Source organism: Glutamicibacter sp. TV12E, assembly GCF_052441935.1.
GTDB lineage: Bacteria > Actinomycetota > Actinomycetes > Actinomycetales > Micrococcaceae > Glutamicibacter.
On the sequence record NZ_JBQVVF010000001.1, the window covers coordinates 1,425,867 to 1,450,796 of the forward strand.

At 61.2% G+C, this 24,930-nt stretch carries 24 protein-coding genes; 5 read left to right on the forward strand and 19 right to left on the reverse strand.

Going from position 1 to position 24,930, the window contains the following annotated elements; all coding sequences use genetic code 11:
- The first annotated feature begins 15 nt into the window (after positions 1–15).
- Positions 16–1,245: an acyl-CoA dehydrogenase family protein gene (locus ACT7DV_RS06660; RefSeq protein WP_444661449.1), complete on the forward strand. Its 1,230-nt coding sequence runs from the start codon at positions 16–18 to the stop codon at positions 1,243–1,245.
- Positions 1,246–1,300: 55 nt separating this feature from the next.
- Here ACT7DV_RS06660 and ACT7DV_RS06665 read toward each other — a convergent pair whose 3' ends face one another.
- A complete protein-coding gene (locus ACT7DV_RS06665) occupies positions 1,301–1,765 on the reverse strand; it encodes a hypothetical protein (RefSeq protein ID WP_444661450.1) in 465 nt (154 codons plus the stop codon).
- 19 nt (positions 1,766–1,784) lie between these two features.
- Positions 1,785–2,063, reverse strand: a complete 279-nt coding sequence (locus ACT7DV_RS06670) for a hypothetical protein (RefSeq protein WP_444661451.1) — start codon at positions 2,061–2,063, stop codon at positions 1,785–1,787.
- Between the two features lie 611 nt (positions 2,064–2,674).
- On the opposite strand from ACT7DV_RS06670, the gene ACT7DV_RS06675 reads away from it, so the two are divergent.
- Positions 2,675–3,112, forward strand: a complete 438-nt coding sequence (locus ACT7DV_RS06675) for a DUF6069 family protein (RefSeq protein ID WP_444661452.1) — start codon at positions 2,675–2,677, stop codon at positions 3,110–3,112.
- A gap of 72 nt (positions 3,113–3,184) precedes the next feature.
- Here ACT7DV_RS06675 and ACT7DV_RS06680 read toward each other — a convergent pair whose 3' ends face one another.
- From ACT7DV_RS06680 to ACT7DV_RS06695, 4 genes are read right to left on the reverse strand one after another with little or no spacing between them, the layout of a single operon-like run.
- Positions 3,185–4,846, reverse strand: coding sequence for a glycoside hydrolase family 13 protein (locus ACT7DV_RS06680; protein ID WP_444661453.1), 1,662 nt, complete (start codon positions 4,844–4,846; stop codon positions 3,185–3,187).
- Positions 4,847–4,906: 60 nt separating this feature from the next.
- Entirely contained in the window at positions 4,907–5,782 is an 876-nt protein-coding gene (locus tag ACT7DV_RS06685; protein ID WP_444661454.1) for a carbohydrate ABC transporter permease, read from the reverse strand.
- Complete coding sequence (locus tag ACT7DV_RS06690) at positions 5,779–6,705, reverse strand: carbohydrate ABC transporter permease (RefSeq protein WP_444661455.1); 927 nt, start codon at positions 6,703–6,705, stop codon at positions 5,779–5,781. Before ACT7DV_RS06690 ends, ACT7DV_RS06685 begins: the two co-directional genes overlap by 4 nt.
- Positions 6,706–6,723: 18 nt before the next feature.
- Complete coding sequence (locus tag ACT7DV_RS06695; protein WP_444661456.1) at positions 6,724–7,998, reverse strand: ABC transporter substrate-binding protein; 1,275 nt, start codon at positions 7,996–7,998, stop codon at positions 6,724–6,726.
- Positions 7,999–8,085: 87 nt separating this feature from the next.
- On the opposite strand from ACT7DV_RS06695, the gene ACT7DV_RS06700 reads away from it, so the two are divergent.
- Positions 8,086–9,279 carry an ROK family transcriptional regulator gene (locus tag ACT7DV_RS06700; protein ID WP_444661457.1) on the forward strand — a complete coding sequence of 398 codons (1,194 nt, stop codon included), beginning with the start codon at positions 8,086–8,088 and terminating at the stop codon, positions 9,277–9,279.
- Between the two features lie 90 nt (positions 9,280–9,369).
- Here the strand turns inward: ACT7DV_RS06700 and ACT7DV_RS06705 are convergent, their stop codons facing one another.
- The 11 genes from ACT7DV_RS06705 to ACT7DV_RS06755 form a co-directional block, all read right to left on the reverse strand.
- Positions 9,370–10,512, reverse strand: a complete 1,143-nt coding sequence (locus ACT7DV_RS06705; protein WP_444661458.1) for a peptidase C39 family protein — start codon at positions 10,510–10,512, stop codon at positions 9,370–9,372.
- A gap of 50 nt (positions 10,513–10,562) precedes the next feature.
- Positions 10,563–12,704 carry an iron ABC transporter permease gene (locus ACT7DV_RS06710; protein WP_444661459.1) on the reverse strand — a complete coding sequence of 714 codons (2,142 nt, stop codon included), beginning with the start codon at positions 12,702–12,704 and terminating at the stop codon, positions 10,563–10,565.
- Between the two features lie 12 nt (positions 12,705–12,716).
- On the reverse strand, positions 12,717–13,784 hold the full coding sequence (locus tag ACT7DV_RS06715) for an ABC transporter substrate-binding protein (RefSeq protein WP_444661460.1): 1,068 nt from the start codon (positions 13,782–13,784) through the stop codon (positions 12,717–12,719).
- 44 nt (positions 13,785–13,828) lie between these two features.
- Positions 13,829–14,647: an ABC transporter ATP-binding protein gene (locus tag ACT7DV_RS06720; protein WP_444661461.1), complete on the reverse strand. Its 819-nt coding sequence runs from the start codon at positions 14,645–14,647 to the stop codon at positions 13,829–13,831.
- A gap of 129 nt (positions 14,648–14,776) precedes the next feature.
- Entirely contained in the window at positions 14,777–15,610 is an 834-nt protein-coding gene (locus ACT7DV_RS06725) for a helix-turn-helix domain-containing protein (RefSeq protein ID WP_444661462.1), read from the reverse strand.
- 54 nt (positions 15,611–15,664) lie between these two features.
- On the reverse strand, positions 15,665–16,273 hold the full coding sequence (locus tag ACT7DV_RS06730; protein ID WP_444661463.1) for a GNAT family N-acetyltransferase: 609 nt from the start codon (positions 16,271–16,273) through the stop codon (positions 15,665–15,667).
- A gap of 100 nt (positions 16,274–16,373) precedes the next feature.
- Positions 16,374–17,192 carry an HpcH/HpaI aldolase/citrate lyase family protein gene (locus tag ACT7DV_RS06735; protein WP_444661464.1) on the reverse strand — a complete coding sequence of 273 codons (819 nt, stop codon included), beginning with the start codon at positions 17,190–17,192 and terminating at the stop codon, positions 16,374–16,376.
- Complete coding sequence (locus ACT7DV_RS06740; protein ID WP_444661465.1) at positions 17,182–17,688, reverse strand: MaoC family dehydratase; 507 nt, start codon at positions 17,686–17,688, stop codon at positions 17,182–17,184. The genes ACT7DV_RS06735 and ACT7DV_RS06740 overlap by 11 nt, the downstream gene beginning before the upstream one ends.
- Complete coding sequence (locus tag ACT7DV_RS06745; protein ID WP_444661466.1) at positions 17,685–19,724, reverse strand: acetyl/propionyl/methylcrotonyl-CoA carboxylase subunit alpha; 2,040 nt, start codon at positions 19,722–19,724, stop codon at positions 17,685–17,687. The genes ACT7DV_RS06740 and ACT7DV_RS06745 overlap by 4 nt, the downstream gene beginning before the upstream one ends.
- A gap of 11 nt (positions 19,725–19,735) precedes the next feature.
- On the reverse strand, positions 19,736–21,340 hold the full coding sequence (locus ACT7DV_RS06750; protein WP_444661467.1) for a carboxyl transferase domain-containing protein: 1,605 nt from the start codon (positions 21,338–21,340) through the stop codon (positions 19,736–19,738).
- A gap of 3 nt (positions 21,341–21,343) precedes the next feature.
- Complete coding sequence (locus ACT7DV_RS06755) at positions 21,344–21,979, reverse strand: TetR/AcrR family transcriptional regulator (protein ID WP_444661468.1); 636 nt, start codon at positions 21,977–21,979, stop codon at positions 21,344–21,346.
- Positions 21,980–22,215: 236 nt separating this feature from the next.
- Here ACT7DV_RS06755 and ACT7DV_RS06760 point away from each other — a divergent pair, with 236 nt between their 5' ends.
- On the forward strand, positions 22,216–22,980 hold the full coding sequence (locus tag ACT7DV_RS06760; protein ID WP_444661469.1) for a carbonic anhydrase: 765 nt from the start codon (positions 22,216–22,218) through the stop codon (positions 22,978–22,980).
- A gap of 202 nt (positions 22,981–23,182) precedes the next feature.
- Here the strand turns inward: ACT7DV_RS06760 and ACT7DV_RS06765 are convergent, their stop codons facing one another.
- On the reverse strand, positions 23,183–23,758 hold the full coding sequence (locus ACT7DV_RS06765; RefSeq protein WP_444661470.1) for a hypothetical protein: 576 nt from the start codon (positions 23,756–23,758) through the stop codon (positions 23,183–23,185).
- Positions 23,755–24,297, reverse strand: a complete 543-nt coding sequence (locus ACT7DV_RS06770; protein WP_444661471.1) for an RNA polymerase sigma factor — start codon at positions 24,295–24,297, stop codon at positions 23,755–23,757. Before ACT7DV_RS06770 ends, ACT7DV_RS06765 begins: the two co-directional genes overlap by 4 nt.
- A gap of 96 nt (positions 24,298–24,393) precedes the next feature.
- Between ACT7DV_RS06770 and ACT7DV_RS06775 the strand changes: the two genes are divergently transcribed.
- Positions 24,394–24,924 carry an Asp23/Gls24 family envelope stress response protein gene (locus tag ACT7DV_RS06775; protein WP_444661472.1) on the forward strand — a complete coding sequence of 177 codons (531 nt, stop codon included), beginning with the start codon at positions 24,394–24,396 and terminating at the stop codon, positions 24,922–24,924.
- The last annotated feature ends 6 nt before the right edge of the window (positions 24,925–24,930 follow it).

The window sequence follows — 24,930 nt, forward strand, 5'->3', positions numbered from 1 at the left end:
ACAGAGGAACCTGAGATGACTGTACTTGCCACCGGCAACCGTCTGAGCCAGCTCAAGGCTCGTTTTGCCCCGCTTTTCGAGCAGATCGCGGCCGGAGCCGCCGAACGGGACCGCAGCGGGGAACTGCCCTACCAACAGATCGCGGACCTGGCCGCCGCCGGTTTTGGCGCGGTGCGCGTCCCCGAATCCCACGGCGGCGCAGGAGCCACGCTGCCCGAGCTCTTTGAACTCCTTGTCGACCTGGCTGCCGCTGATTCCAATATCGCCCAGGCGCTGCGCGCCCACTTCGCCTTCGTCGAAGACCGGCTGATTGCCGCCCCGGGGCCCGGCCGGGACAGGTGGCTGGCGCGCTTCGCGGACGGAGAGCTGGTAGGCAACTCCTGGACCGAGGTCGGGGCGGTGAAGGTGGGCGAGGTGATCACCAAGGTCACCCCGGATGGAAACGGCGGGTTCCGGATCAACGGCACCAAGTACTACTCCACCGGTTCGATCTTCGCGGACTGGCTGGACACCTACGCGGAGCGCACCGACACCGGCAAGCGGGTCATCGCCGCGGTCAGCCGCCATCAGCCCGGCGTGGAACTGGCCGATGACTGGGACGGCTTCGGGCAGCGCACCACCGGTACCGGAACCTCGACGTTCACCGATGCGCTGGTGGCCGAGGAAGACCTGATCGACTTCGACACTCGTTTCAAGTACCAGACCGCCTTCTACCAGCAGGTGCTGTTGGCAGTGCTGGCTGGCTCGGCCAAGGCAGCAGAGCGGGACTTCGCCGCGGAATTGAAAGCCCGGAAGCGCACCTTCAGCCATGCGGCCGCCAATGTTGCGGCCGAGGATCCGCAGTTGCTGCAGGTGATCGGCGAGGTGTCGGCGGCGGCTTTTGCCGCGGCCGGAACCGTTGAGCGCGTGTCGCAGGCCCTCCAGCGCGCCTATGAAACCGCGCTGGCCTTGCAAGCTGGGCAGATCACGGAGGAAGAAGACGAGGCGGCCAATGATGCTGCCGAGGTGGCCAGCGCGCAGGCGCAGGTGGTGCTCACTCCGCTGGTGCTCAACGCCATCACCCACGCCTTTGATGCGTTGGCGGCCTCGGCTACCAGCGTGTCGAAGAACCTGGACCGGCACTGGCGCAACGCGCGCACCGCGGGTAACCACAATCCGTGGGTGTTCAAAGCTCGGCTGATCGGCGACCTGGCAGTCAACGGCACCGAGCTGCCACGCGTGTGGGCCATCGGAGCTTCGAAGTAGCCGCCACTGTTCTTGCAGGCCCAGCATTCTTTGGAAGATGCTGGGCCTGCAGTCTTTAGATCAGTGTTTCAATTCTGGCAGGATCAAAAGTGATGGATTGGGCCAGCAATTGAACTGCTTCAGCACGCTTGGTTTCCGCATCGACGTCTTTTCGGAATTGCGTGTTTCGAGCGACACGTTCACGTTCAAATTCCTGTTCAACACCAGATAGTTCCTGCGCGAGGGCCACAGATAGGCCATCGCGGAGTTCTTCGAGGGTTGTATTGGAAATTTCCAGTCTCCGGTTGACCACATTCAGTTCAACATCGGGATATCCGGCGGAACGCAAGCGATCGCTGACCCCGGTGCCGGTGAGGAAGTCGACTTCCTCGGGCTCAGCGCGTCGATTAAAGACCACAGCTACCAAGTACTTCTCTGGTGCTTGATCGGTAAGCAAGCTGCTTGGAAGGCTGTCCAGCAGCACGGACCCAAGTTTCAGCGATTCTCGTTTGGAGTTGGAGGAGTTAGTTAAGGAGTCCATGATTGATGCCTTTCATTGTTTACGAGTGTCGGCCGGTCTCTTGGGTGAGCTGCGTGGGCGTGGGAAGCGGCCGCTGTTTGGATTGGACGAACTTTTCAATGCGTCGTTCGGGTCCAAGAATTGGTTCTTGGGAGCTATAGGCGATCTTTTTCCATCCACAGGAGGTGCACGTCCAGACCACCTCGCGCATGGTCATTTGGGTGTCTTGACGTAGTCCTACGTCATGGCCGCCTTCGTTGTCCCATCTCTTGAGCTGGTTTTGCTCATCGATGTATCGGCGGGTTTCGGTTTCGACCAAGGCGTTTCGATAACACCTTGGGCAACTGATCGGCTTGTCCATGACTGGTTCTCCGTTGCGTCTTAGCCGTTATTGCTGCGAGAGTCGCAGACTGTGTGATTTGCTGTGGATGCCATGTCACGGTGGCGAGTCGTAAGCCCCCGATGTGCAGAAGCGGGAGACGGCGTTTGCAACGAGGAAGAACAGATGCAAGCGGAGCAAGCTGCGCTGCCAGCGGTGCAAAGGCGGCGGGGTTGTTCGGGCCAGAATCCTAGGATCCGAAGCATGAGAGGGATAAGGCTGGCAGTGTCAGCCGCCCAGAAGAATACTTTCCGGTTCAACACTGGTGCGTTAATCTGAACGCCGTCCTGGGAATCTAGGGACGGCACAAGAGCTCAATGCCGGAAGGAGGAAGCCTCCAAAATGGTACAGAAGTGGAAGTCGGCTCCATCTCCAGTCTACTCCGCTTTCGCTTAGTTAAACCGGGAGTTTTCAGCGAGTTCCAGTGCGTCCTGGTTCGCAGTGATAGATAGCTTCGCTAACTGTCGCGGATCTCACTGGTGAATGAGAGCCAGCGCACTGCTGTTCGAAACTAGAATTGTTGAGGACTTTCAACAATTTCGAGGAATACCATGACTGCTCAGGGACAACCAAATAGCCCTTTTAACTTCATCCAGGTCGTCATCGCCGCACTGGGCGCCGGCTACCTCAATGCCATCATCTTTTTCATCGGCATCGCTTCGGGCGCCTCGATGAAGGTTGGCTCCAACCCTGAGAAGGTTGTCGGCTTTGACAACATCCTGCAGTTCACCTGGCTGCCGCTGCTGGTCTTGGGTTTTGTGGTCTTTCTGATCGGACGTGCCAGCAAGGGCTTCGTCAAGGTAGCGCAGTGGATCGGACTAGCCGTTGCCGTTCTCTCGATGATTTCCCCGATCATGACCGCAACCGATGTAGCGACCGGCGTGACCCTGAGCGTCATCCACGTCGTCACCGGTGCTGCCTGGTTCTTCGCCGTGCACTACGGCAACAAGAAGCTGCACGTTCCGTCCAAGGATGTAGTGCTTGCCTAGGGCTCCTGAATTGAACACTTCGGCACCGCAGATATCCATCTGCGGTGCCGAAGTGTTTTCACCAGCAATTCCCTAGATGCCGCGCAACCATGCGGTCGTCGCCGAAGGCAAAAGGCCATCGGCATCCAGCGGCGCACTGGAAAGCAGCAATGTGCCCTCGGGAAGCGCTTGCGGCTGGGCGCTGAAGTTGGTGATGCTGATCCAGCCATTTGGGCGGGTGAAAGCGAGCACTCCTTCGTTCGCGTCGAGCCATTGGAGGGACTCCTCGCTTTGCAGTTCCCGGCGCAGGCGCAGTGCCTCGCGATAGAGCTCTAGCGTGCTTCCTTCCATGCCGTCTTGGGCCACGACGCTCAGCGGGCCGAAGGACTGGGGTTGCGGCAGGTGGGGTGCTGCTGCGCCAAAGCCGAAGGACGGCCCTTCGGTGTCCCACGGGATCGGGACGCGGCATCCGTCGCGACCCACCTCTACGCCCTTGTTCCTGAAGAAGGCGGGGTCCTGACGCTGGTCATCGGGGATCCTGCTGACCTCTGGCAGGCCCAGTTCCTCGCCTTGGTACAGGTAGGCGCTGCCGGGCAAAGCCAGTTCCAGCAACGTGGCCGCGCGGGCGCGTCGAAGGCCCAGCGGCACATCCAGCACCGACGGATCGGCTCCATGCAGCAGCCATTTCTTGGCAGAGTCCGGATCTCCTGCAAGCGGCAGGCCATAGCGGGTTGCGTGGCGCACGACGTCATGGTTCGAGTAGACCCAGGTGGTCGAGGATCCGGCGATGCCCGCCTGCTCGAGGTTGAAGGAAATGATCTTCCTGAAGGCCGCCGCGTCAAAGTCGGCCTGCAGCAGATCGAAGTTGAAGGCCTGGCCCAGGCCCGTGGATCGCGCGTAGGCCGGGCGGCGGTCGGATTCGGTCCAGGCTTCGGCCACGGCGATGCGGGGAGGATCGTACTCGTCGAAGACTTGGCGCCATTGCACGTAGATGTCGTGGACCTCATCGCGGTCCCAGATGGGGTGGGTGCCATCCCAAGGGTGGGCGTCAAGCTCGGCCTTGGTCGGCAAATTGGCCAGTGGGATGTCTTTGGCCAGGGCATGGGCCACGTCGACGCGGAAGCCGTCCACGCCGCGATCGGACCAGAAACGAAGGGTCTTCAGGAAGTCTTCGCGGACCTCTTTGTTGGCCCAATTGAAATCGGGCTGTTCCTTGGCGAAAAGGTGCAGGTACCACTGGCCATCGCCCACTGGCTCCCATGCGGGGCCTCCGAAGAGGGACTCCCAGTCTGCAGGAGGCAATTCGCCATTGGCACCGAGACCGTCGCGGAACACATAGCGATCGCGCTCGGCTGAGCCCTTGGGCGAGGCCAGAGCGGCCTGGAACCATTCGTGGAGGTTCGATGAGTGGTTGGGGACGATATCCACGATGACCTTGATGCCTGCTTGATGAAGCTGCTGCGTCATGTGGTCGAAGTCTTCCAAGGTGCCCAGCCGCGGGTCCACATTGCGGTAGTCGTCCACATCGTATCCGCCGTCGGCCAGCGCGGAGGGGTAGAAGGGGGAGAGCCAGACTGCATCGATACCCAGATCCTTGAGGTAGCCGACTCGCGAGCTGATTCCCTTCAGGTCGCCGAGGCCATCGGCGTTGGAATCCGCGAAGCTGCGGGGGTAGATCTGGTATACGGCAGCTTGGCGCCACCAGGTGGCGTCCTTGGATAGGGCGGTGCGGTCTTCGGTGCCTTGCAGGGTCATGGGGTTCCTTTCGGGATGTTTCCAGCCTAGGGGCGGCCAGATGAATCGGGTAGTGCGGTTTCAGGATTTAACGGCGCCTTGGGTCAGGCCTGACATCACCCAGCGCTGGGTGAAGAGGTAGGCCACTACGCTGGGAGCCATGGCCATCAGGTAAGAGGCAAAGGACACATGGTAGTTGTTCGAGAACTGGGTTTGGAACAGTTGCTGAACCACCGGAAGGGTCTGGTTCACCTGTTCGGAGATGATCAGTGATGGCATCATGAAGTCGTTCCATGAACTGAGGAACGCGAAGATGGCCACCGTGGCACTCATTGGGGCCAAGAGCGGAAAGATGATCCGCCAATAGGTCGTCCAGTTGCTGGCTCCATCGATCCGCGCGCTTTCTTCCAGTTCGCCGGGCAGACCCCGCAGGAAAGAGGTGAAGAGCAGGACATTGAATGACAGCCCGAACATGACATGCAGGATGGCGACACCTGCCGGATTATCCAGCCCGAAGATCCCGGTGAGCTTGACCTGGGATAGCGCCAGGACCGGGAACGGGAGGAACATCGCCCCCAGAAGGTAAAAGAAGCTAAAGCGGTAGAAACGCTTATTCCAGTTCCGGTGGATCGCATATGAGGCCATGGAAGCCAAGAGCACCGCACCGAGGACTGCTACAAGGGTAATCACAAGCGAGATGGTGAAGGCCCGCGGGAAGTTCACCAGGTCCCATGCCGCGGTGAACCCTTCAACCGAGAAGGGCTTTGGCAGTGAAAAGGCTTGCCCGTCGACTGCCTGCTTGGCTGATTTGAAAGCCATCGAGACGGTGACGAAGAGGGGTGCCAGAACCGCCAGTGCGCAGACACCCAAGATGCTGGTGGCCCACCAGTTGACGCGTTCGCGCCCGATGCGTGCTCGTGAGCGCTTGTTGAGTCTTTGCTGCAATGTGAGGCTCATTTTGCTTGTCCCTTATTGGTCAGGCGCAGCTGGAAAAGCGCGATAATCAGCGAAATGATGAAGAAGACCGTGGCATTGGCCATCTGGTAGGCATAGTCGCCACGCTCGAATCCGGTGAAAATTGTCATGGCGATCGACCGGGTTTTCACTCCTGGTCCACCGTTGGTCAAGCCGACAATGATGTCGTAGGCGCCCAGAAAATTCTTGAAGCCGATAATGATGTTGATCCCGATGTATCCGATCATCAGGGGAAGCGTGACATGCATGAGTTGCCCGATGGCGCTGGCGCCGTCCAACGATGAGGCTTCGTACAAGTCGTAGGGGATCGCCATGAGGCCTGCGATGTAGATGAGCATTGCCGAGGGAACGGCCTGCCAGGCGGTGACGATGACGATGGATAGCCAGGCGAGATCCGGGTTCGACAGCAATGACGATTTAAGGACTTCAATGCCCAGATTCTCGCCCACGGTGGGCAAGGTGTTGGAAAACAAGAAGTTGAAAACGTAGGCGATGACAATTCCTGAAATGACCATGGGCATCACAAAGATGGTCCGCAAAGCGACGCGGGCCCGGATCTGCGCGGTGAGCCCGACCGCCAGGAGAAACGCCAGCGCATTGGTCAGCACCACGGTCACCAGGGCGAAACCGATGGTGAAGCTGTAGGCGCCGATGATGGCAGGATCGGTAAAGAGCGCGGCGTAATTAGCCAGCCCGATAATGTTGAAGTCCCCGAATCCGACCGAGTCGGTGAAGCTGAAGAAAATGCCCATGATTGCGGGAACAGTAATGGCAATGGTGAAGCAGATCAACGCGGGGACAAGGAAACCCAGGTAGGTGGCATCGAAGTGATGCCGCTTCACCGAACGGCGGGGAGCGGCGGGCGCTTTTTCGCTCCGGGGCCTGGTTGGGGCAGTTAATGACATGGTGTTCTCCTGGCCTGGCTAACTGCGCTGGGCCAGCCGGGCCCAGTCCGCATCGAGGGTTGCTAGGGTTTGCTCTACGCTGCCGCCGGTCACCAGGCCCTGCATGTAGTTTTCAAAGGGGATGGTTCGCGGAATCGCGGTTGAAACTCCCTGATAAAGGCGCCCGGAATCGATGTAGGGCTGCAGCTGCTTCAGCCGCGGGTCCTTCGTCGGCGGGGAGTCGGAGCGGACGCCAAACCCGAGGGCTGATTCGTTATACGCATCCTGGATATCGGGTTGGCAAAGGAAGGCGAGAAGTTCGCGCGCCTCGGCCTGGTGATCGGACTGTTCCGGGATCCAAAGCGCGAGGTCGAGATTGACCCTGATTTTCAAGTCCTGGGGGTCTTCGGTCATCGGCAAGGGGAAGGTGCCAATATTGGCGTCGGGATTGGTCTTGGCTATTTCGGGCAGCGCCCATGGTCCTTGCATGTACATGGCTGCCTGGCCATTTGCGAAGGCAAGGTTGCCGTCGCCGTAGCCGCGATTGGCTGCATCCGAATTCGAAAACTTTGCCAGTTCCTGCATCTTGGTCAGAGGATCGGTGAAGGCCTTTGAAAAGGAAACGGCGGCGTCGGGGGTGAAATCCGAACCGATGTCCCGCAATGCGGCAAAGTGCTGGTTGATGTCGAGGGCACCGCCCAAGGTGTAGTCGGCCAAGCCCTGCGAAGCAGTCCATGCATCCTTGAACGTGGAGTAGATGGGGGTGATTCCGAGGTCGGACAGCTCCCCGCAAAGCTCCAGCAGCTCTGAATAGCGAGTAGGGATGGCAAGATCGTGCTTCTCAAAAATGTCCTTGTTGTAGAGCACCGCGGCGCCCATCATCGAATAGGGCAGCACCGATGTCCGCCCAGGATAATCCGGGTAGAGATCCAGCAACTGCTTGATGAATGGGGCGTTCATTTTTTGCTGAGGCAGATCAGAGAGGTCGGAAAGCGCCCCGCGTTCCTGGAACCGCGCCATTTCGAAGTTGTAATTGAGGCAGCCCAAGTCCGGTGGGTCGTTGCGGGCAAACGCTGCCGAGAGCCCGGCGGTTACTTCGTGGGTTGCGTTCACGATTTTCTGGGAAGCATTGAACTGGCCCAGCAGGTCCCGGAAGTAGGGAACCACTTCCGGCTTGGACTGGTTGAACCGAATCGTGGTTCTGGGGTCGCTGTTGCTGCAGCCGGTCAGCGCCAGCGTTCCCGCCGCCATCATCGATGCAATGAATGACCGCCGTTTCAGGGGTCGAGACAAGGCGCTTGATCCAAAATTCATCGGCTTCTCCAGTGGTTAAGTGAGGCAAAACACTTTATTTCCGAAGTAAATTTAGCATCTAAATAAAGTGCCGTCTATACTTTGAACGTGAGTCCAGTGAAAAATATCGATGCTCAGGGAACCCAGCCCGCAGAAAGCGCTACCGCGTTGCGCCGCCTAAACACCCGGCGCGTCCTGGACGCCGCATGGGACCGCGAAGCAGTGACAGCCAGTGAACTCATCTCGCTTACCGGCTTGACCAGGGCAACAGTGCTCAACCAGGCAAAAGAACTGGTTGAATCCGGCTGGCTCACCGAGGCCAAGGACACCCGGGCTGCCGGAGCGTATTCCAAGGGACGCCCGGCGCTGCGCTATGAATTGAACCGGACACATGGCTTCATTGCAGGGATCGACGCAGGCCAACACCGCATCAGCCTGACGCTCAGCGATCTGCGGGGAGTTGGGCAGACCCGCACCGAGGCAAAGGTCGACCCGCTGGCCTCAGGGCGCCATCGAGTGGAAACCACCGAAAAACTGCTGGCCGGCGTGCTGGCCGAATTCAAGGTGGACAAGCTGGCAGCCGTGGTGATCGGTGTCCCAGCGCCGGTTGATTCAAACGGTGCCTCTCCGGATGATGACAATGGCTTCTGGGGCAGCATGAACCCGCAGTGGCAAGCCGCACTCGGCAAATACACGCACCTGTTGAGGATCGAAAACGACGCGAATCTGGCTGCCATCGCCGAACTGGCAAACGGCACTGATGGCTCCTTTGCCTCGCTGATGGTTGGCGAGCGCATCGGTGCCGGAGTGGTGGTTGACAACCACCTACTGCGTGGAGCCAAAGGGCTAGCCGGGGAAATGCGATTCCTCGCGCACGTTGCCGGGGTCGGGGATGCCCACGGGCTGGGCTACCTGGCTCGCGAACAAGCCAAAGCAGCTTTGTCCCAAGGCGCCAGCAGCAGTTTGGCGTCGCTGGACGAGGATTCATTGCGCGCAGAAGACGTATTCCATGCGGCTGCACAAGACGACCAGCTGGCCCAGTCAATCCTGGAATCCCTTGGAGCCCGGCTGGCCCGGATCAGCGCCGTCATTTCCGGTTTTGCCGGGTTGGAGCGTGTGGTGCTCTCCGGGGCGATGGCAGAAATCCTGGAGCCGGTCGTTGCCATCGCCCAGCGCGAGCTCGCCCAGGAACCAGCCCTGACCTGTGTCCAGTTGACCACTTCGACCTTGGGTGCAGAAGTCGCGATGCGCGGAGCAATCGACCTCGGCGTGCAGCTGGTGCGCACCGCGGCCCCCTTCTAGGCCACCGAGCGCATGCGCCCGGAGCGCCAGATAGAGCAGAAAGGCCTTGTGCATGGCACCGATGGAGTACCGGGGCGATGCCATTGCAGCCTAAGCTGCGGATGATCGAATACCCGCGCCGGACTCCGGATCCCGGTTCTTGCCTGTGCACTGGGCCAGGACAAGTGCGGCCCGATAGCTGCCATCCTCAAGCACGGACATGGCATCCAGTTCCTGCAGCCCGATGGGCAGGCACGTCGCATCGACCCAGCTCTCGGAGCTGCTTTGATTCACCCACGAATCTTCCACTATCAGTACAGGGCTTTGTGCAGTGCCTGCTATCCCATGGCAAAGTATCCAATGCGGAACGTCGAAACTAAGCATCTTTTCCAGCGATACCAGCAACAGCACCTGGGCGCCGTTGGCTACCGCATCACTGATCTGAGACATATCCAGGCGTTTGGCGTGCATGGCGAGTCCTGCGGCTTCGGCATGCAGCCGTGATTGCCCCTGGAGTATTCCGCGCCAGTCGCGTTCGGTCTGCGAATAATAGTCCACCATGACCGGCTGGTCCGTATCGAGCCACACTGACACCAAGCTCTGCGGCCAGCGCCGGGTTAAGGCCAAGCCCAATTCAATCGGCTCGCAGGCCATGAAGTTGGTCGCCTGGCGCCACAGCACCAGCTCCGCAATACGCAGTTTTTCGAGAGACTCGATTTTGGAAGTTTCTTGGTGTGCAGCGAGCGCGGCGACTGCTGCGCACGTGAAGTTCTCGCTCTGCTGGTAATGCGGGCTCTGGATGTATTGGGCTGGATTGAGCCAATGGACGTAACCGGCCATCGGTGCGGGGCAGGCGGTCTGCGCGGTGCGCCGTGGAGCGGGCAGCCGCTGGAATCCGAGGTCCTCGGCCAAGGCGGGCAGTTCGGGATTTTCTGTCCAGATCTCCCATTTGATGCAGGCCAGGCCTTGCTGCCGGGCATAATCGAGGACTTCCCGTACAACCCGTTCCCGGTGCGTTGCCGTGCGCGCAAGCACGCTGGAAATTTTTACATAGGCTCCGGCCGAACGGGCAGTAAGCAACGCACCGCCGGTGACGGTGCCGTCGGCTGCTTGAACGGTTAATACCCGCGCGGACGATGCGGAAGGGCCACGTTCCCAGGCATCATCGAGGGGCCCCAGATGCTTCAGCCGGTCTTCATGGCACGAGGTGGCAAAGTCTTGGACGGCGACAGCGGGGGCGGTGTGCTGGGACATGGATTCTTTCCTAGGGGAGGCTGGACATGGAGCCGATTTCCGGGAGAAATCTAGCCGCGCGAGCGGTAGAGCAGCCAGATGAAATACGGGGTTCCCAGGAGGGATACGAGCAGACCGGCTGGAATCTGCGCCGGAGCGATGATGGTGCGCCCCAGAGCGTCAGCCAAGGCGACAAGGAATGCTCCGAAGAGGACCGACACCGGAATCAGCCGGTGGTGGCGTGAGCCGACCAACGACCGGGCCAGGTGAGGAGCGATCAGTCCGACAAAACCGACAACGCCGATGGCCACGACGCTGAGAGCAGCCAGCACTGCCGCGAGGGCCAGGGCGACGAGCCGGGTCCGTGCAGTGGCGACCCCCAGCGTCGTGGGCAGGTCCTCGTCAACGGCGAGCAGATCGAGCGTGCGGCTCATGAGCAGGACTATCGGAAGCGCAAGCAGGAGCATTATGGCCACCGGGATGACATCGGCGAATTCCCTGCCGTAGGTCGAGCCGGAGAGCCAGGTGTAGATCCTCGGGGTCTCCCACGAATTGATGCTCAACAGCAAATAGGTGGTGAGTGCCGAGAGCGCGTAGCCCGTGCCGATGCCGATCAGCACAAATCGTTCCGGGGAGAAACCTCGCCGCCACGCTAGTGACGCGACGACGGCAAAGGCCGCCAAGCCAGCAGCCACTGCAAAAATCACCAGCAAGGATCGGGAACCGCCAAAAACGGTGACGACAATGGCTGCGCCCAGGCCCGCTCCTGCGGTGATGCCCAGAATCCCGGGTTCTGCCAGCGGATTGCGTACCGTGCCCTGCACCAGGCATCCTGCTAGCCCCAGGGCGGCTCCAGCGCACAACGCCGCTGTGGTGCGTGGCGCCCGTTCGGAGAAGGCCCTGTCGATCAGTGCCGGGGCGGTGTCTTGGAGCCATAGCGCCAAATCTCCCAGGCGCAGCAAGATGCTTCCCGATAGCAGTCCAAGCACCGCCACGCCGATGAGCAGGACCAGGCCCAGTGCAAGGGCGAATGCGAAGTGCCGGCGGCTGCGCAATGTGCTGGCCACCTGCAGCCGGTTGCGGGCATGGGACGCTTCAGGAAGCCTGAGAGCGAGAGTGACGATCAGCACTCCGCCCAGCACCGCGGTGGGAACACCGGTTGGAATGGAGGCCGCCCCCTGCGCGCCAAGCAGCGCCCGTAGCACCACATCGGCCAGCAGAATCAGCAAGGCGCCGATCAAGCCGGTCGCCGGGAGCAAAAACAGCTGGCGGCGCAGCACCACGAGCCTGCGTGAAAGCAAACGAGCCAGCACCGGAGCGCCGAGCCCCACAAACGCAATGGGCCCGGCAAGCGAAACGGAGACGCCGGTGAGGAGCACCGCGCATAGCAGCACCAGGATGCGAGTAGAACGAACCGGAATCCCCAGAACCATCGCGTTGTCATCCCCGAGGGAGAGGACATCTAGCCTGCGTGAGAGCAAGAAGCATATGGCCAAGGCCACCAGCATCACTGGCAGGCTGCGCAAAAACGCGTCCAGATTCAACTGGGCTAGCGAACCTGAACCCCAGGCGTACAATCCTGTGGTGTTCTCCTTGAAGAGCAACAGGATAATGCCGCTGCCAGCTTCTAGCGCCATCGCGATCGCCGAACCAGCAAGGATCAACCGTGTGGTGGCGCCCCCACTGTTCCGGCCTGCAAGTGCCAGTACAGTTCCTGCAGCCAATAGGCCGCCGGCAAAAGCCACCGCACTGGATACCAGGGTGGACAGGCTGAGCCCGAGCGCTGCCACAATGCACAGCGCGAAATAGGCGCCGGAAGTAACAGCCAGGGTATCCGGCGAGGCCAGCGGATTGCGGGTGACTGATTGCAGCAATGAACCCGCAACGCCCAGGGCGAGTCCTACTGCTGCCCCTGCGCAAAGACGCGGCAAGCGGGAACCAGTGAAAATCTCGGAGGCCTGTACTCCTCCCACGCTGGTGCCATCTCCGGTCAAGGCCCGCAATAGTTCAGGCAGCCCTACCCCCGAAGTGCCCTGGGTCAGATGCCATGCACCGACCACGAGCACTGCGGCAAGCAAAGCTGCCAGCACCCCGGCCCCGGCCGCGAGGTGCGTGCCGCTGGCCGAAACAGCCAATGGTTGCAACTCGCGAGCCGGAGCAGCGGGGTTCCCGTGGCGGGCTGGTGGCTCTGCGGTTTTTTCAGCGGTGTTCATTGCAGCGGCGGACTACTTGGCTTCCGAAGCGGAGGTGAGTGCGTCGGCGAATGCATCCACAGCTTGGCTGGTGGACTTTGGTCCACCGGCACCCCAGATGTTCGGGAACTGGTAGGTTCGCCCTTCCTTGACCGCGGTCAGGTTCTTCCAGATCTTGCTGGATTCAAGTTCGGTGCTCCAGCCGGTACCGGCATCATTGGAATAGAAGAGATTGGCTTCGCCGACACCGGCCAGGCCTTCTACGTCGGTCTGGGCCAGGCCGTACTCCTTGTTCACGCCACCTGAGCCGAAGGACTTATTTACCTCGTCGTTCCAAGCCGGTGTCAGTCCCAGCTCCTTGCCCAGTTCAGTGAATAGCGCCCCATCGGTATACGGCCGGATGGTGAGATTCGATCCTTCAACCCAACCGTCAAAGAACAGGAAGTCAGTTGTCTGAGGTTGCATATCGGCTACTTCCTGCTTCTTCTGGGCTAGATGGGCGTCGAATTCCTTCAGCACGGCCTCGGCGCGTTCGGTGCGTCCGGTGGCCTTCGCGACCTGGGAGAAGACGTTCTTCATGTTGCCAATGGGATCTGAAGAATCGTTGCCCTTCAGTGCCAGGACTGGGACATCTCCCTTGTCGAGCTGGGAGAGCACGGGGTCGTCCTCGCTGAAGGCGTCCACAATGATCAAATCCGGGTTGAGCGCGTAGATGGAATCCAGGTCTGGCTCGCCGCGCTCACCAACCGATTCAACGCCTTCAGGGAGCTTTTCAGCGGTGACATAGGTGTTGTAGCCCTCCGGGGAAGCAACACCCACGGGGTTCACGCATAAAGTCAGTGCGTCTTCGATCTCCTGCCATTCAAGGACAACCACGCGTTCGGCTGGCTTCTCGAGGTTCAGGGTTCGTCCTAGATCATCGGTCATCGATACCGGATCCGTGCTGGTCTTTGTTTTGTCCTCAGCGCAGCTGGCCGAGGCGACCGTGGTGCTTTGAGCGGGCGCAGAGCTGGAGGTGTCGGTGACGCCGCAGCCAGTTGCGGAGATGAGCAGGGCAAGTCCGGCCAGACTGGTGACGGCGCTACGGGCGAGTGCAGGCATGAGTTTTCCTTGGTGATTGGTGGGGTGATAGTTGAATTTGCGGGTTAGCCACGACGGTGGCGGCTGACCGGTTCAACGCGAAGCGTTCCGCCAGCTGCATCGTTGTGCACCTGTACGGTGATCTCATAAACCTCCGTGAGGTTTTCCGCGGTGAGAACTTCAGGAGGGGTTCCAGTGGCATGAACACGGCCGTGTTTCATCAAAACCAGGGTGTCGGCGAGGGCCGCCGCCTGGTTGAGGTCATGCAGCACGATGCCGATGGCCAGTGCGTTTTGCCGGGCGAGATCATGGACCAAGTCCAGGGTCTCGACTTGATATCTCAGGTCCAGGTGGTTGGTTGGCTCGTCCAGGAGCACCACGTTGGCTTGCTGGGCCAGGCACACGGCTAGCCAGACGCGTTGGAGCTCACCACCAGAGAGTTCCCCCGCGGCTTTGCGCGACATGCTGCTGGTGCCGGTGAGGTCCATGGCTTGGTCGATAGCGGCGCGGTCTGCGGATGACAGCCCAGCGAAACCCCTCCGGTGCGGATGCCGGCCAAATGCGACAATATCTGCCACGGATAATCCTTCCGGCGTGGCATGGGACTGGGCGAAGAGGGTGACTTCATGGGCGAAGTCACGACCGCTCAGGGTGCTGATTTCGCGTGGCCGGCCCTGGGGGCCGGTAAGCGTGATCGTCCCCGCGGTGCGCTCGTGCAATCTTGCCATGGAGCGCAGCAAGGTGGACTTGCCGCTGCCATTGGGGCCGATGAGCGCGGTGATTTTACCCGGGGATAATCTGATGGACGCGTTCTCGACAACGGTCTGCTTGCCGTAGCTCAGCACGACATTCTCTGCGTGCATGCTGCCTGTGGCCGCAGTCATGACAGCTGGCATGCGTGTTCAAAGGACAAAATAAGTCCGTGACGAGTATGGATTTTCACTTAGGTAAGTCTAAGTTAACTTAGAGATGTCGGCAATCGATGATTCTCGACAGATAATCAGGTTTTCCGGTCAAATATCCGTATTGCCACTAGTGAATGCGCCAGGCGTGCATCCCATAATGCGCCGAAAGGCATCGATAAAAGTGCTCGGCTGCGCGTAGCCCAATAGGTCCGATACATCCTGAACGCTCTCGCCGCTAGCCAGCAATTCCAAGGCGCGATGGATTTTCACCGCCTGGCGCCACTGAGCGAAAGACAGCCCCGTGGATTCACGGAAGGCGCGTGTAATGGTCCGGGCGCTGATCCCGCTGTCTGCCGCCCACTGATCAAGGGAACGCTGATCTGCGGGGTCTGCGAGCAAGTGGTCGGCCATGGCGCTGATCCGTGGATCATCGGGCAGGCGCAGTGCAAGTTCATTCTCTGAGGGTTTGAGTACGTCAAAAACGACCGACTCCGCCCTGGCTCTCGCTGTTTCTTCCAGATCCTTCTGGGATAAATGCACCAATAGGGACTCCAGCAAGGGCTCCATCGTGATGACCGTGGGGTTCCTGAACGCAGTGGAAGTTCGTTCGGGGGCGAAGAAGGCGCTAAAGAGCTTGATGCGCGCGGTCAGCCGCCCGCCGTGGAGCTTCCTGGCTGGAATCCACAGTCCATACCCTTCGGAAACGGTAAAAATCTGTCCCTCGATCTGGGCGGTCAGCGTTCCCTCGCGTGCCCACAGCAGCTCATGGGCATCGTGGAAATGAGGTTCCCACTCCGTGGAAACGTCTATGGCGTGGGTCTCACTCAAGATCACGAAAGACGAAGTGGCACCGCTGGGCAAGGCGGATGCTTGCGCCAAGGCTGTGCCTGGCTCACGAGGCCACGCGCCGAGCCCGGAAGCGGAGGCAGGGAGGTAGGTCATGCTAGCAGTATAGAAAGCGAACCGGCAGTGAGCAGCAACCCGCGGGGCTGCCGCTCACTGCGAGCGCACGTCAAAAAGGTACTGGTCCAATTCATCGGTGCGGGCCTTCAGGATGAATCCGCGGTTGGCCAGTAGGGTTGCGGACACCGAATTGCCCGGGGCGACGCTGGCACTCAGTGTTGTGGCTCCGAAGAGTCCGGGCACCATGGCCATGGTGCGATTAAGCATTTCCCCGCCAACGCCGCGTCCCCAGTGCGCCGGTGAGACCCAGTACCCAATTTCTATACTGCTCTCCTGCCGAGTGGAAAAGATCAGGCCGACCGGTTGCTTGGCCATGGTGGCCACAAACCAACGTGATGTGCCGACGTGCATGGGATCCTGGTTCTGCATGGCGGCCTCGACGCACGAGTCGATGTCCTGTTGATTCCACGGCTGTCCAAAACCGATAAAGCGGACTACGCGTTCATCGGAAGCCAAGGCGGCAAAGAACTCTGCGTCGGCAGCGTGAAATGGGCGCATTTCCAGCGATGGAGGGACCAGTTTGTGCTCGCTTTCAAGGGTGGATAAACGACAATGATGCGTCGGGCCAACGGGTACCGGGCCGTTGAACCCGGTGTCTGGATCGTGGGCGGCCACCACGATCTTGCGCGAGCTTTCGTTCACGTGGCGCGCAAGGCCAGTCTAGCCGAGGACACCGTGCCGCGTACCGGGTGCGATAGCGGAGTCCTTGCTCATTGCCGGCCTGCTGGCACGCCGCAATGCGTTAGGCCAACTTGCCTGCGTGATCCAAGGTTGCACGGGCTTGCTTGAGCAGTGGCTCATCCACCATTTTCCCGTCCAGGGAGAAAACCCCGGGATGGCGCTCGGCTTCAGCCAAAACGCGTTCGGCGAGCTTCACTTCCGCGGGTGTCGGGGCATAGGCCCGGCGAATGATCTGCATCTGGCTTGGGTGGATAGACGCCTTGGCTGCGAATCCCGAGGCCTTGGCATCCTGGGATTCCAGGAACAGTCCTTCGCTATCCGGGATATCCAGATACACCGAGTCGATGGCCGCCTTGCCCTGCGCGGCCGCGTGGATCAGCACCTGGGAACGGGCGAAGCTGGCCACCTGGCGGTAGCTGCCATCCTCATGGCGCGAGGAGGTCCCGCCTAGCGAGGCGACCAAATCCTCGGCACCCCACATCAAGGCCACCACATTCGGGGTGGAAGCAATCTGCGCCGCATTGGCAATGCCGGCAGCCGTTTCGCACAGTGCCACGACCTCGTAGTCCGCGAGCCGGGCCGATTGCGCGCCGGACTGGACCTTGGGCAGCATTACTGTGGTGTAGCTGGTGTGCTGCAGCGCTTCGAGGTCCTTCGCGAAGTACCCGGTATCCACGGGGTTCACCCGCACGATGGTGCGGGCAGGATCCAGACAGCTTTCGCGCAAAGCGCGCCGGGCGGCCTCCTTGTTTTCCTGGGCGACGGCATCTTCCAGATCGAGGATTACCGCGTCGGCGCGGCCAGCCGCCTTGGCGTAGCGCTCGGGCCGGTCGGCGGGGCAGAACAGGATGGCCGGGCCCATCAGGAATTCACTCATCATCCGCCGCCTTCTTCGACTCTTCATGGGCCTGTTTGGTCCACATCAGGCAGGTGCGCGTGGCGGTAGCGACCACCTCGCCGTGCTGGTTGCGCCCGGTGTGGGCCATCGATGCCAAACCTTGGCCGGGCCGGGATTTCGAGGGGCGCAGCGCGGTGATCTCGGTTTCGGTATAGAGCGTATCGCCGTGGAACATGGGGTGGGGAAACTTCACGTCATTGATCCCCAGTTGTCCGATGATGGTGCCCTCGGTCAGCTGCGCCACCGACTGGCCGATCATGGTGCTCAGCGTCAGCAGCGAATTGACCAGGGGCTTTCCGAAGGGCTGGGTGCTGGCCCACGCCGCATCCAGATGCAGTCCCTGGTTGTTCATGGTCATCGTGGTGAAGGCGATATTATCCGCTTCGCTCAAGGTGCGCCCCGGTTTGTGGGCGTAGATGGCGCCCAGGACCAGCTCGTCGAAATACAGCCCGCGCTGTTCAATCTTTTGCCCGCTCATGCCGAATGCTCCTTGTCCTCGACGTGCAGTGGTTCCACGGTGGCAATGACCTGCTTGGCCTTGACGAGGTCACCGGCCTTCAAAGCCGGCAGGCGCACGATTCCATCGGCCGGGGCCAGCAGCTGATGCTCCATTTTCATCGCTTCCACAATTGCCAGCAGCTGGCCGGCGGCTACCTGCTGGCCGTCGGCCACCTGGACCGAGATGACGGTGCCGGGCATCGGTGAGAGCACCTCTGGGCGGTAGCTGCCAGATTCCTTGGCGAGGCTCTCCAGCGCTCGCTCCAGCACCTCTTCGCGAGGCAGCGCGCGCAGCGATGCATTCCAGCCTCGATCACTCAGCCACAGTGTGCCGTCGGCGTCCCAGGCGTGCTGGATTCCGCTGCGCACGCCGTTGATCTCGAGGCCCGAGCCGAGCTCCCGGAGAAAGTGCTCCTGGCCGCCAACGCTGACCTTGTTGCCCTCGGGCGTGACGAGCAGGAAGGTTGCGGCCCGGTCCTGCCCGGTGTCGAAGTGCCGGGTGATCGGGTGGTGGTGTTGCGCCCGCCAGCCATCGCGCATGCCCCAGGGGCTGGTGCCGGCGGGCCGTCCCAGGTATTCCAGATGCGCCGCCAGCGCCAGCTCGAGCGGGCCGGATTCGCGGAATCTGAACTGCTCCATCTTGCGTTCGATCAGGTTCGTATCCAGCTTGCCGGCAATGACGTCCTCGTCGGCCAAGAGCAGGCGCAGGTATTCGATGTTGGTCAGCACGCCCAGCACGACGGTCTCGGACAGCGCGCGGTCCAGGCGAGCCACCGCTTCGGCGCGATGCGTGCCCCAGGCGATCACCTTGGCGAGCATCGGATCGTAGTGGGCGCTGATTTCCAGCCCGTCGCGCAGCGAGCTGTCCACGCGCACGCCGGTCGGCTCGCGCACCTGCAGCACCGTGCCCGTCGAGGGCAGGAAGCCGGCGGCAGGGTCTTCGGCGTACAGGCGTGCCTCGATGGCGTGGCCAACGAGGCTGACCTGGTCCTGGGCGAAGTCCAGCTGCTGCCCGGCGGCGATGCGCACCTGCCAATCCACCAGATCCAGTTTCTGCCCGTTGACCCGCACCACTTCTTCGGTGACCGGGTGTTCCACCTGCAGACGGGTATTCATTTCCATGAAGAAGAATTCGTCGGGATTCTCGCTGCTGGCCAGGAACTCCACGGTTCCAGCACCCACATATCCCACCGATTGCGCCGCCGCGATCGCGGCCGCTCCGATGCGTTCGCGAATCTGCGCCCCGTGCTCCAGGTTCTCGAACAGCGGGGCGGGGGCTTCCTCGATGACTTTCTGGTGGCGGCGCTGCAACGAGCATTCACGCTCGCCGAGGTGCACCGTATGGCCGTGGGAGTCAGCCAGGATCTGCACTTCGATGTGCCGCGGGTTGCGCACCAGGCGTTCCAGGAAAAGAGTGTCGTCCCCGAAGGCCTTGAGGGCGGTACGCCGGGCGCTGGCCAGCGCCTCGGGGAGCTGGCCTGCGGATTCGACGGAGAACATGCCTTTCCCACCGCCACCGGCAGATGGCTTGATTAGCAGCGGGAAACCGACCTCGGAGGCGGCCTGGATGAGCTGTTCATCGCTCAACGCGGGTTCCGCGATCCCGGGGACCACCGGAACCTGGTGGGACTGCACATGGTTCTTGGAGCGGATCTTGTCACCCATGAGGTTGATGGAGTTCACCGGAGGGCCGATGAAGGCAATCCCCGAAGCCTCCAGGGCGCGGGCGAAGTCCACATTTTCGGATAGGAAGCCGTATCCCGGGTGGACCGCCTGGGCGCCGCTGGCCTTGCACGCATTGATGACCGCGCTGATATCCAGGTAGCTCTCATTGGCCGGTGCTCCGCCAAGGCGGATGGCGGTATCGGCGTGGGCAACATGCAGTGCATCGGCATCGGCGTCGGAGTAGACGGCCACCGAGCGAATGCCCAGGGCGCGCAGGGTGCGGATAATGCGCACCGCGATTTCCCCGCGATTCGCGACCAGTACCGTATCAAAAAGTTTTGTGTTCATCATGGTCTCCTCGGCTACATCCGGAACAGGCCGAAGCTGGTCTCGGGCACTGCGGTGCGGGCGCAGACATCCAGCGCAAGGCCCAGCACCCGTCGGGTATCGGCCGGGTCGATGACCCCGTCATCCCATAAGCGTGCGGTGGAATAATACGGGTTGCCCTGGGTTTCGTACTGTTCGCGGATCGGAGCCTTGAAGCTCTCCTCGTCTTCGGCGCTCCAGGTTCCGCCGGAGGCTTCCAGCCCGTCGCGTTTGACCGTGGCCAGGACAGAGGAAGCCTGGGTGCCGCCCATCACCGAGATGCGGGCGTTCGGCCACATCCACAAGAAGCGCGGGGAATAGGCGCGCCCGCACATGGAGTAGTTGCCGGCGCCGAAGGAGCCGCCGATGATCACGGTCAGCTTCGGAACCCTGGCGGTGGCCACCGCGGTGACCATCTTGGCGCCATGCTTGGCGATGCCGCCGGCCTCGTAGTCACGGCCAACCATGAACCCGGCAAGGTTCTGCAGGAAGAGCAGGGGGATGCCGCGCTGGTCGCAGAGCTCGATGAAGTGCGCGCCCTTCATGGCGGACTCGGAGAAGAGCACCCCGTTATTGGCGATGATGCCCACCTGGTGGCCGTGGATCTGCGCAAAGCCGGTGACCAGGGTGGTGCCGTATTCGGCCTTGAACTCGTGGAACTGGCTGCCGTCGACCAGCCGGGCGATCACTTCATGCACGTCATAGGGGGCATTGACATCCACCGGGATCACCCCGGCCAGCTCGCTGGCGGGATAGCGGGGCTCCTCGATCTGCTGGACGATGTTCCATGCCGGGGCAGGATTCGGCGGCAGGGTGGAGACGATATCGCGGATGATCATCAACGCGTGCTCGTCGTTCTCGGCCAGGTGGTCCACCACCCCGGAGGTTTTGGCGTGCAGGTCCCCGCCGCCCAGTTCCTCTGCGGTGACGATCTCGCCGATGGCTGCTTTCACCAGCGGAGGGCCGCCGAGGAATATGGTGCCCTGGTTGCGCACGATCACGCTCTCGTCGCTCATCGCCGGGACATAGGCGCCGCCAGCGGTGCAGGAGCCGAGCACTGCGGCCAGCTGCGGGATCTTCTTCGCGGAGAGCTGCGCCTGGTTGTAGAAAATGCGCCCGAAGTGCTCGCGGTCGGGGAAGACCTCATCCTGCATCGACAAAAACGCCCCGCCCGAATCGACCAGGTAGATGCAGGGCAGGTGGTTCTCCAGCGCGATTTCCTGGGCGCGCAGGTGCTTCTTGACGGTCATCGGGAAGTAGGTGCCGCCCTTGACGGTGGCATCGTTGGCGATGACCAGCACGTGCCGGCCGTGCACCAGCCCGATGCCGGCGATCATCCCGGCGCCGGGGCTGGCACCGTCGTACATGTCCTCGGCAGCCAGCGGGGCAATCTCCAGGAACGGGGATCCCTCGTCAAGCAGATGGTCCACGCGCTCGCGGGGCAGCAGCTTGCCACGCTCCACGTGGCGGGCGCGGGACTTCTCCGACCCGCCTCGGGCGGCGCGTTCCAAACGCTGGTGCAGTCCGGCCAGCAGCGGTGCGTTGGCTTTGGTATTGATCTCGAATTCTGCGGGATCCGTGTGGGAAGAAAGCGTCTTCACTTTTCAGTCCTTCGGTTCGGGTTCGCTGGCAACGATCGGGGGCGCGGGGAGGTCTTCGCCGGCCAGTGGCGAGTCGTTGGCGACAGCGAGCATTCGCATGGCCAGGGAAACAAAGTTCAGCTGCACCTCGGACAGCGGAAGCCTTCCATCGCGGCGGTACCAGTGGTTGGCGCCGGTACCCATTTCCATGATGGCCAACCGGGCAATGCCAAGATCCACGGTGTTGAAAATGCCCCGGTCGGATCCGTCAAGAAGCACCTGAGCGAAGAGCCGTTCGTAGTCATCGCGCAGCACTTGCATTTGCTGCGCGTTCCCGGGAGACAGTGCGCGCATTTCATGTTCGGCCACGCGGGAGGTCTTGGGATTGGAGGCAGTGAATCCGACATGGAAGGCCACCAGCAAGGCCAATTTCCGGGTGGGGTCGGTGCTGGTGGCAAGAACCTGGCGGGCGCCGTCGATCATGGATTTGAGGCAATTTCTGATGATGCCGACCAGCAGCTCCTCTTTGCCGCCGACGTAGTGGTAGAGGGTGGCGGAATTCAGGCCCACCGCGGTGCCCAGCTCGCGGATACCGGTGGCGGCGAATCCACGACGCGCAAAGCAGGTCACCGCCGCTTGCTGTACTTTACCCAGTTCCAATGGACACCACCTCGTGTTTTCAATCAATCGATTGACAGTGTCTATCAAATCTGAGAACAAGTGTGGTGTCAATCACTTTTGTGATGGGTTGTTAAGCCGCCGTCGGTTCGAGGTGGTGAAATATTTGGCTTTTCGTTTATGAATCAAATGCAGAAGATTAGACTTCATGATGATATTTACCGATGAATCTGAGTTAATCCCATTCGGGTGACCATGAACTACGACCGGAGAGCACTATGCCGCACCCCATTGACAGCGTCGTCAACACCAGCAAGACCAGCCGCCGAAATCTGATTGCTGGTGCGACTGGCCTGCTGGCGCTCGCAGGACTCGGCGCCTGCGCGAGCGACAAGTCCGTGCAAGCCACCCCTGTCAACCACGTCGCCGTGCCCAAGACCCCGGATGATGTGCTCAAGGCACTGGCTGAAGGGAACCAGCGTTACGTTGCGGGGAATGTGCAGCATCCCAACCAGGATTCGCATCGGCGCGATGAGCAAGCCGAGCACCAGACTCCCTTCGCCCTGATCCACGGGTGCGTCGACTCGCGAGTCGCCCCGGAGATGCTCTTCGACCAGGGGATCGGCGACCTCTTTGTCACCAGGACTGCAGGGGCCGTTCTGGATGACACCCTGGTAGGCAGCATGGAATTCGCCGTTTCCGCGCCGTACTCGGTGCCCCTCTTGGTCGTCCTCGGGCACACCGCCTGCGGTGCCGTGACCGGAACCCTCAAGGCCATGGAGGCAAACCCCGAGGATCCAGCGCTACCCGGCGAAATGGATGACTTCGCAGAGCAGATCGCGCCGGTGGCCCGCAGCCAGGAAGTCTCGGGAACCGGCAGCGCTGCGGTGAGCGAAGTAGTAAAAGCCAATGCGCTCGCCGTAGCAAAGCAACTCGTGGAACGCTCGGAGATCATCCGCAAAGCGGTCCAAGAGCAGCGCACCCGTGTGGTGCCGGCCGTTTATGACCTCGAAACCGGTGAAGTGAGCTGGCTGCAGAGCTAGGTTCAACTGCGAAGCCGCGGCCAAAGAGAAATCCCCGCCGGCTATGCCGGCGGGGATTTCGACGATCATCACTCGCACCTTCAATGAGGTAGCTACTACGTTACGCAAGCATCCTATGCCCCAGCTGAGCACGGGCTTCGTGCGGGCAATGCATCCGGGGCACGACCCCGCCCAGCGTCGCGCTGCGCGAGAAGGCGCTCCGCTAGTTCTTTTCGCGCAGCGTGACGGACTCGATGGCCTGGCCGTGAAGATCCTCAATGACAAGGTCGACGACTACTTCGTCCCAGCTGATCAGCGGGCTGATGGCCTCGCGAACGATGCCAAGGATCTGTGGCTCGATGGTGCTCACAGTGCTGTCATCGGCCATGCTCACATGGCACTGGATTTTCCAGCGAAGGTGCGGGATCATCGCGTCGGTTGCTTTGATTTCGGTGTAGTTCAACTGCGTGGTTGTCGAAACGGTGAACGCCTTGCGGATGGCCTTGATCAGATCGAGGGATGACAGGCGCTGGGGCAGGCCTGTGGCGGGATCCTGCACATCCCAGATGCGCTGGCGGGGCCCAAGGCTGGCAATTTTCCCAAGGATGCCCTTCGAGAAGGCATCCGGCTCGTGCTCGGGGGTTGAGGTCTGCAGCAATCGGGTGATGAACCCGTTCTGGTCCTTGAGCCGCTGGCGTTCGGCATGGCACCAGCGGCACTGCAATTCGTGCAGGTCGGCGGGTTCGTCCAGATTCAGCAGGACGTCTTCGGAGGTACGTCCGCAGGGGAGGGTTGTCATGACACCGCCTCGCTGATTGCATTGCGTGCTCGGGCGAGTCGCCCTCGCACCGTTGATTCTGAAACGTTCGTGACCAGGGCAGCTTCCTTGTAGCTCATGCCTTGGAGCGCGACCAGCACGAACGTCTGGCGTAGCGCCGAGGGCAATCCATTGATGATCTGCCAGGCATCGGCAACTTCACCACGTTGCACGGCCACGTTCTCGGGCAGTTCCCGGTCGGGCACCGGGGTTTGCTCTAGCACTTCATCATCCACGGTTTGCTGGTCGTTGGCACGTTGGCGGATGCGATCAAGGCAAATATTTCGGGTCATCCGGTAGAGCCAGGTCTTGAATGCGGCACGTTCGCGCAACGAGCCCAATGACTGCCACGCGCGGATCCAGGCGTCCTGGGTAGCGTCCTCGGCATCGTGCCAGCTGCTGAAAAAAGTCTTGCAATATTGACGCAGGCCGGGCGTCATCACTGTGACGAGTTCGCCAAATGCTTCGGGGTCGCCTTCCATTGAGCGACCAACAAGCATAGCCAGCCGGGTCGGTTCCAAGCACCCTCCTTGAGTGACCTAGATCACATTCAAAATGTGTGAGGATTTCTTTACAGCTCTCGTCTGTATGAGTGTAAGGCAAAAAATATCCCTTCAATGACTGAGGAGACCATCATGGTGCAACGAGATTCCCAAGGGCCGATCATCAAGCCAACCGGCGAAGAGCTGGAGCGCCAGGCCAAGGCGGCGTCAGCCAATGAAGCGCAAGCCAGCGAGAAGCTGCGCGGTCCGCTACACACCGAACTGGGCAAGACGACCATCGAGGACCGCGTTGTCCAGAAGATCGCCAGCATCGCCACCCGCGAGGTATCCGGCGTCTACGCAATGGGTAACGCCGCCCGCCGGACTTTCAACTCGCTGGCCGAGCGCATCCCCGGTGCCCAGGCCAACGCCGCTGGCGGAGTGAGCGTTGAAAAGGGCGAGCAGCAGACCGCGATCGACGTGTCGATCGTCGTTTCCTACGGATTCTCCATCGTCGAGGTCTCCAACGAGATCCGCTCGAACATCATCGCCCAGGTTGAGCGCGCCACCGGCCTGGAAGTCATCGAGGTGAACGTGGAAGTCACCGACGTGCACCTGCCAGAAGACGATGACGATGACACTGAAACCCGTGACGGCCTGAAATAACTGTCC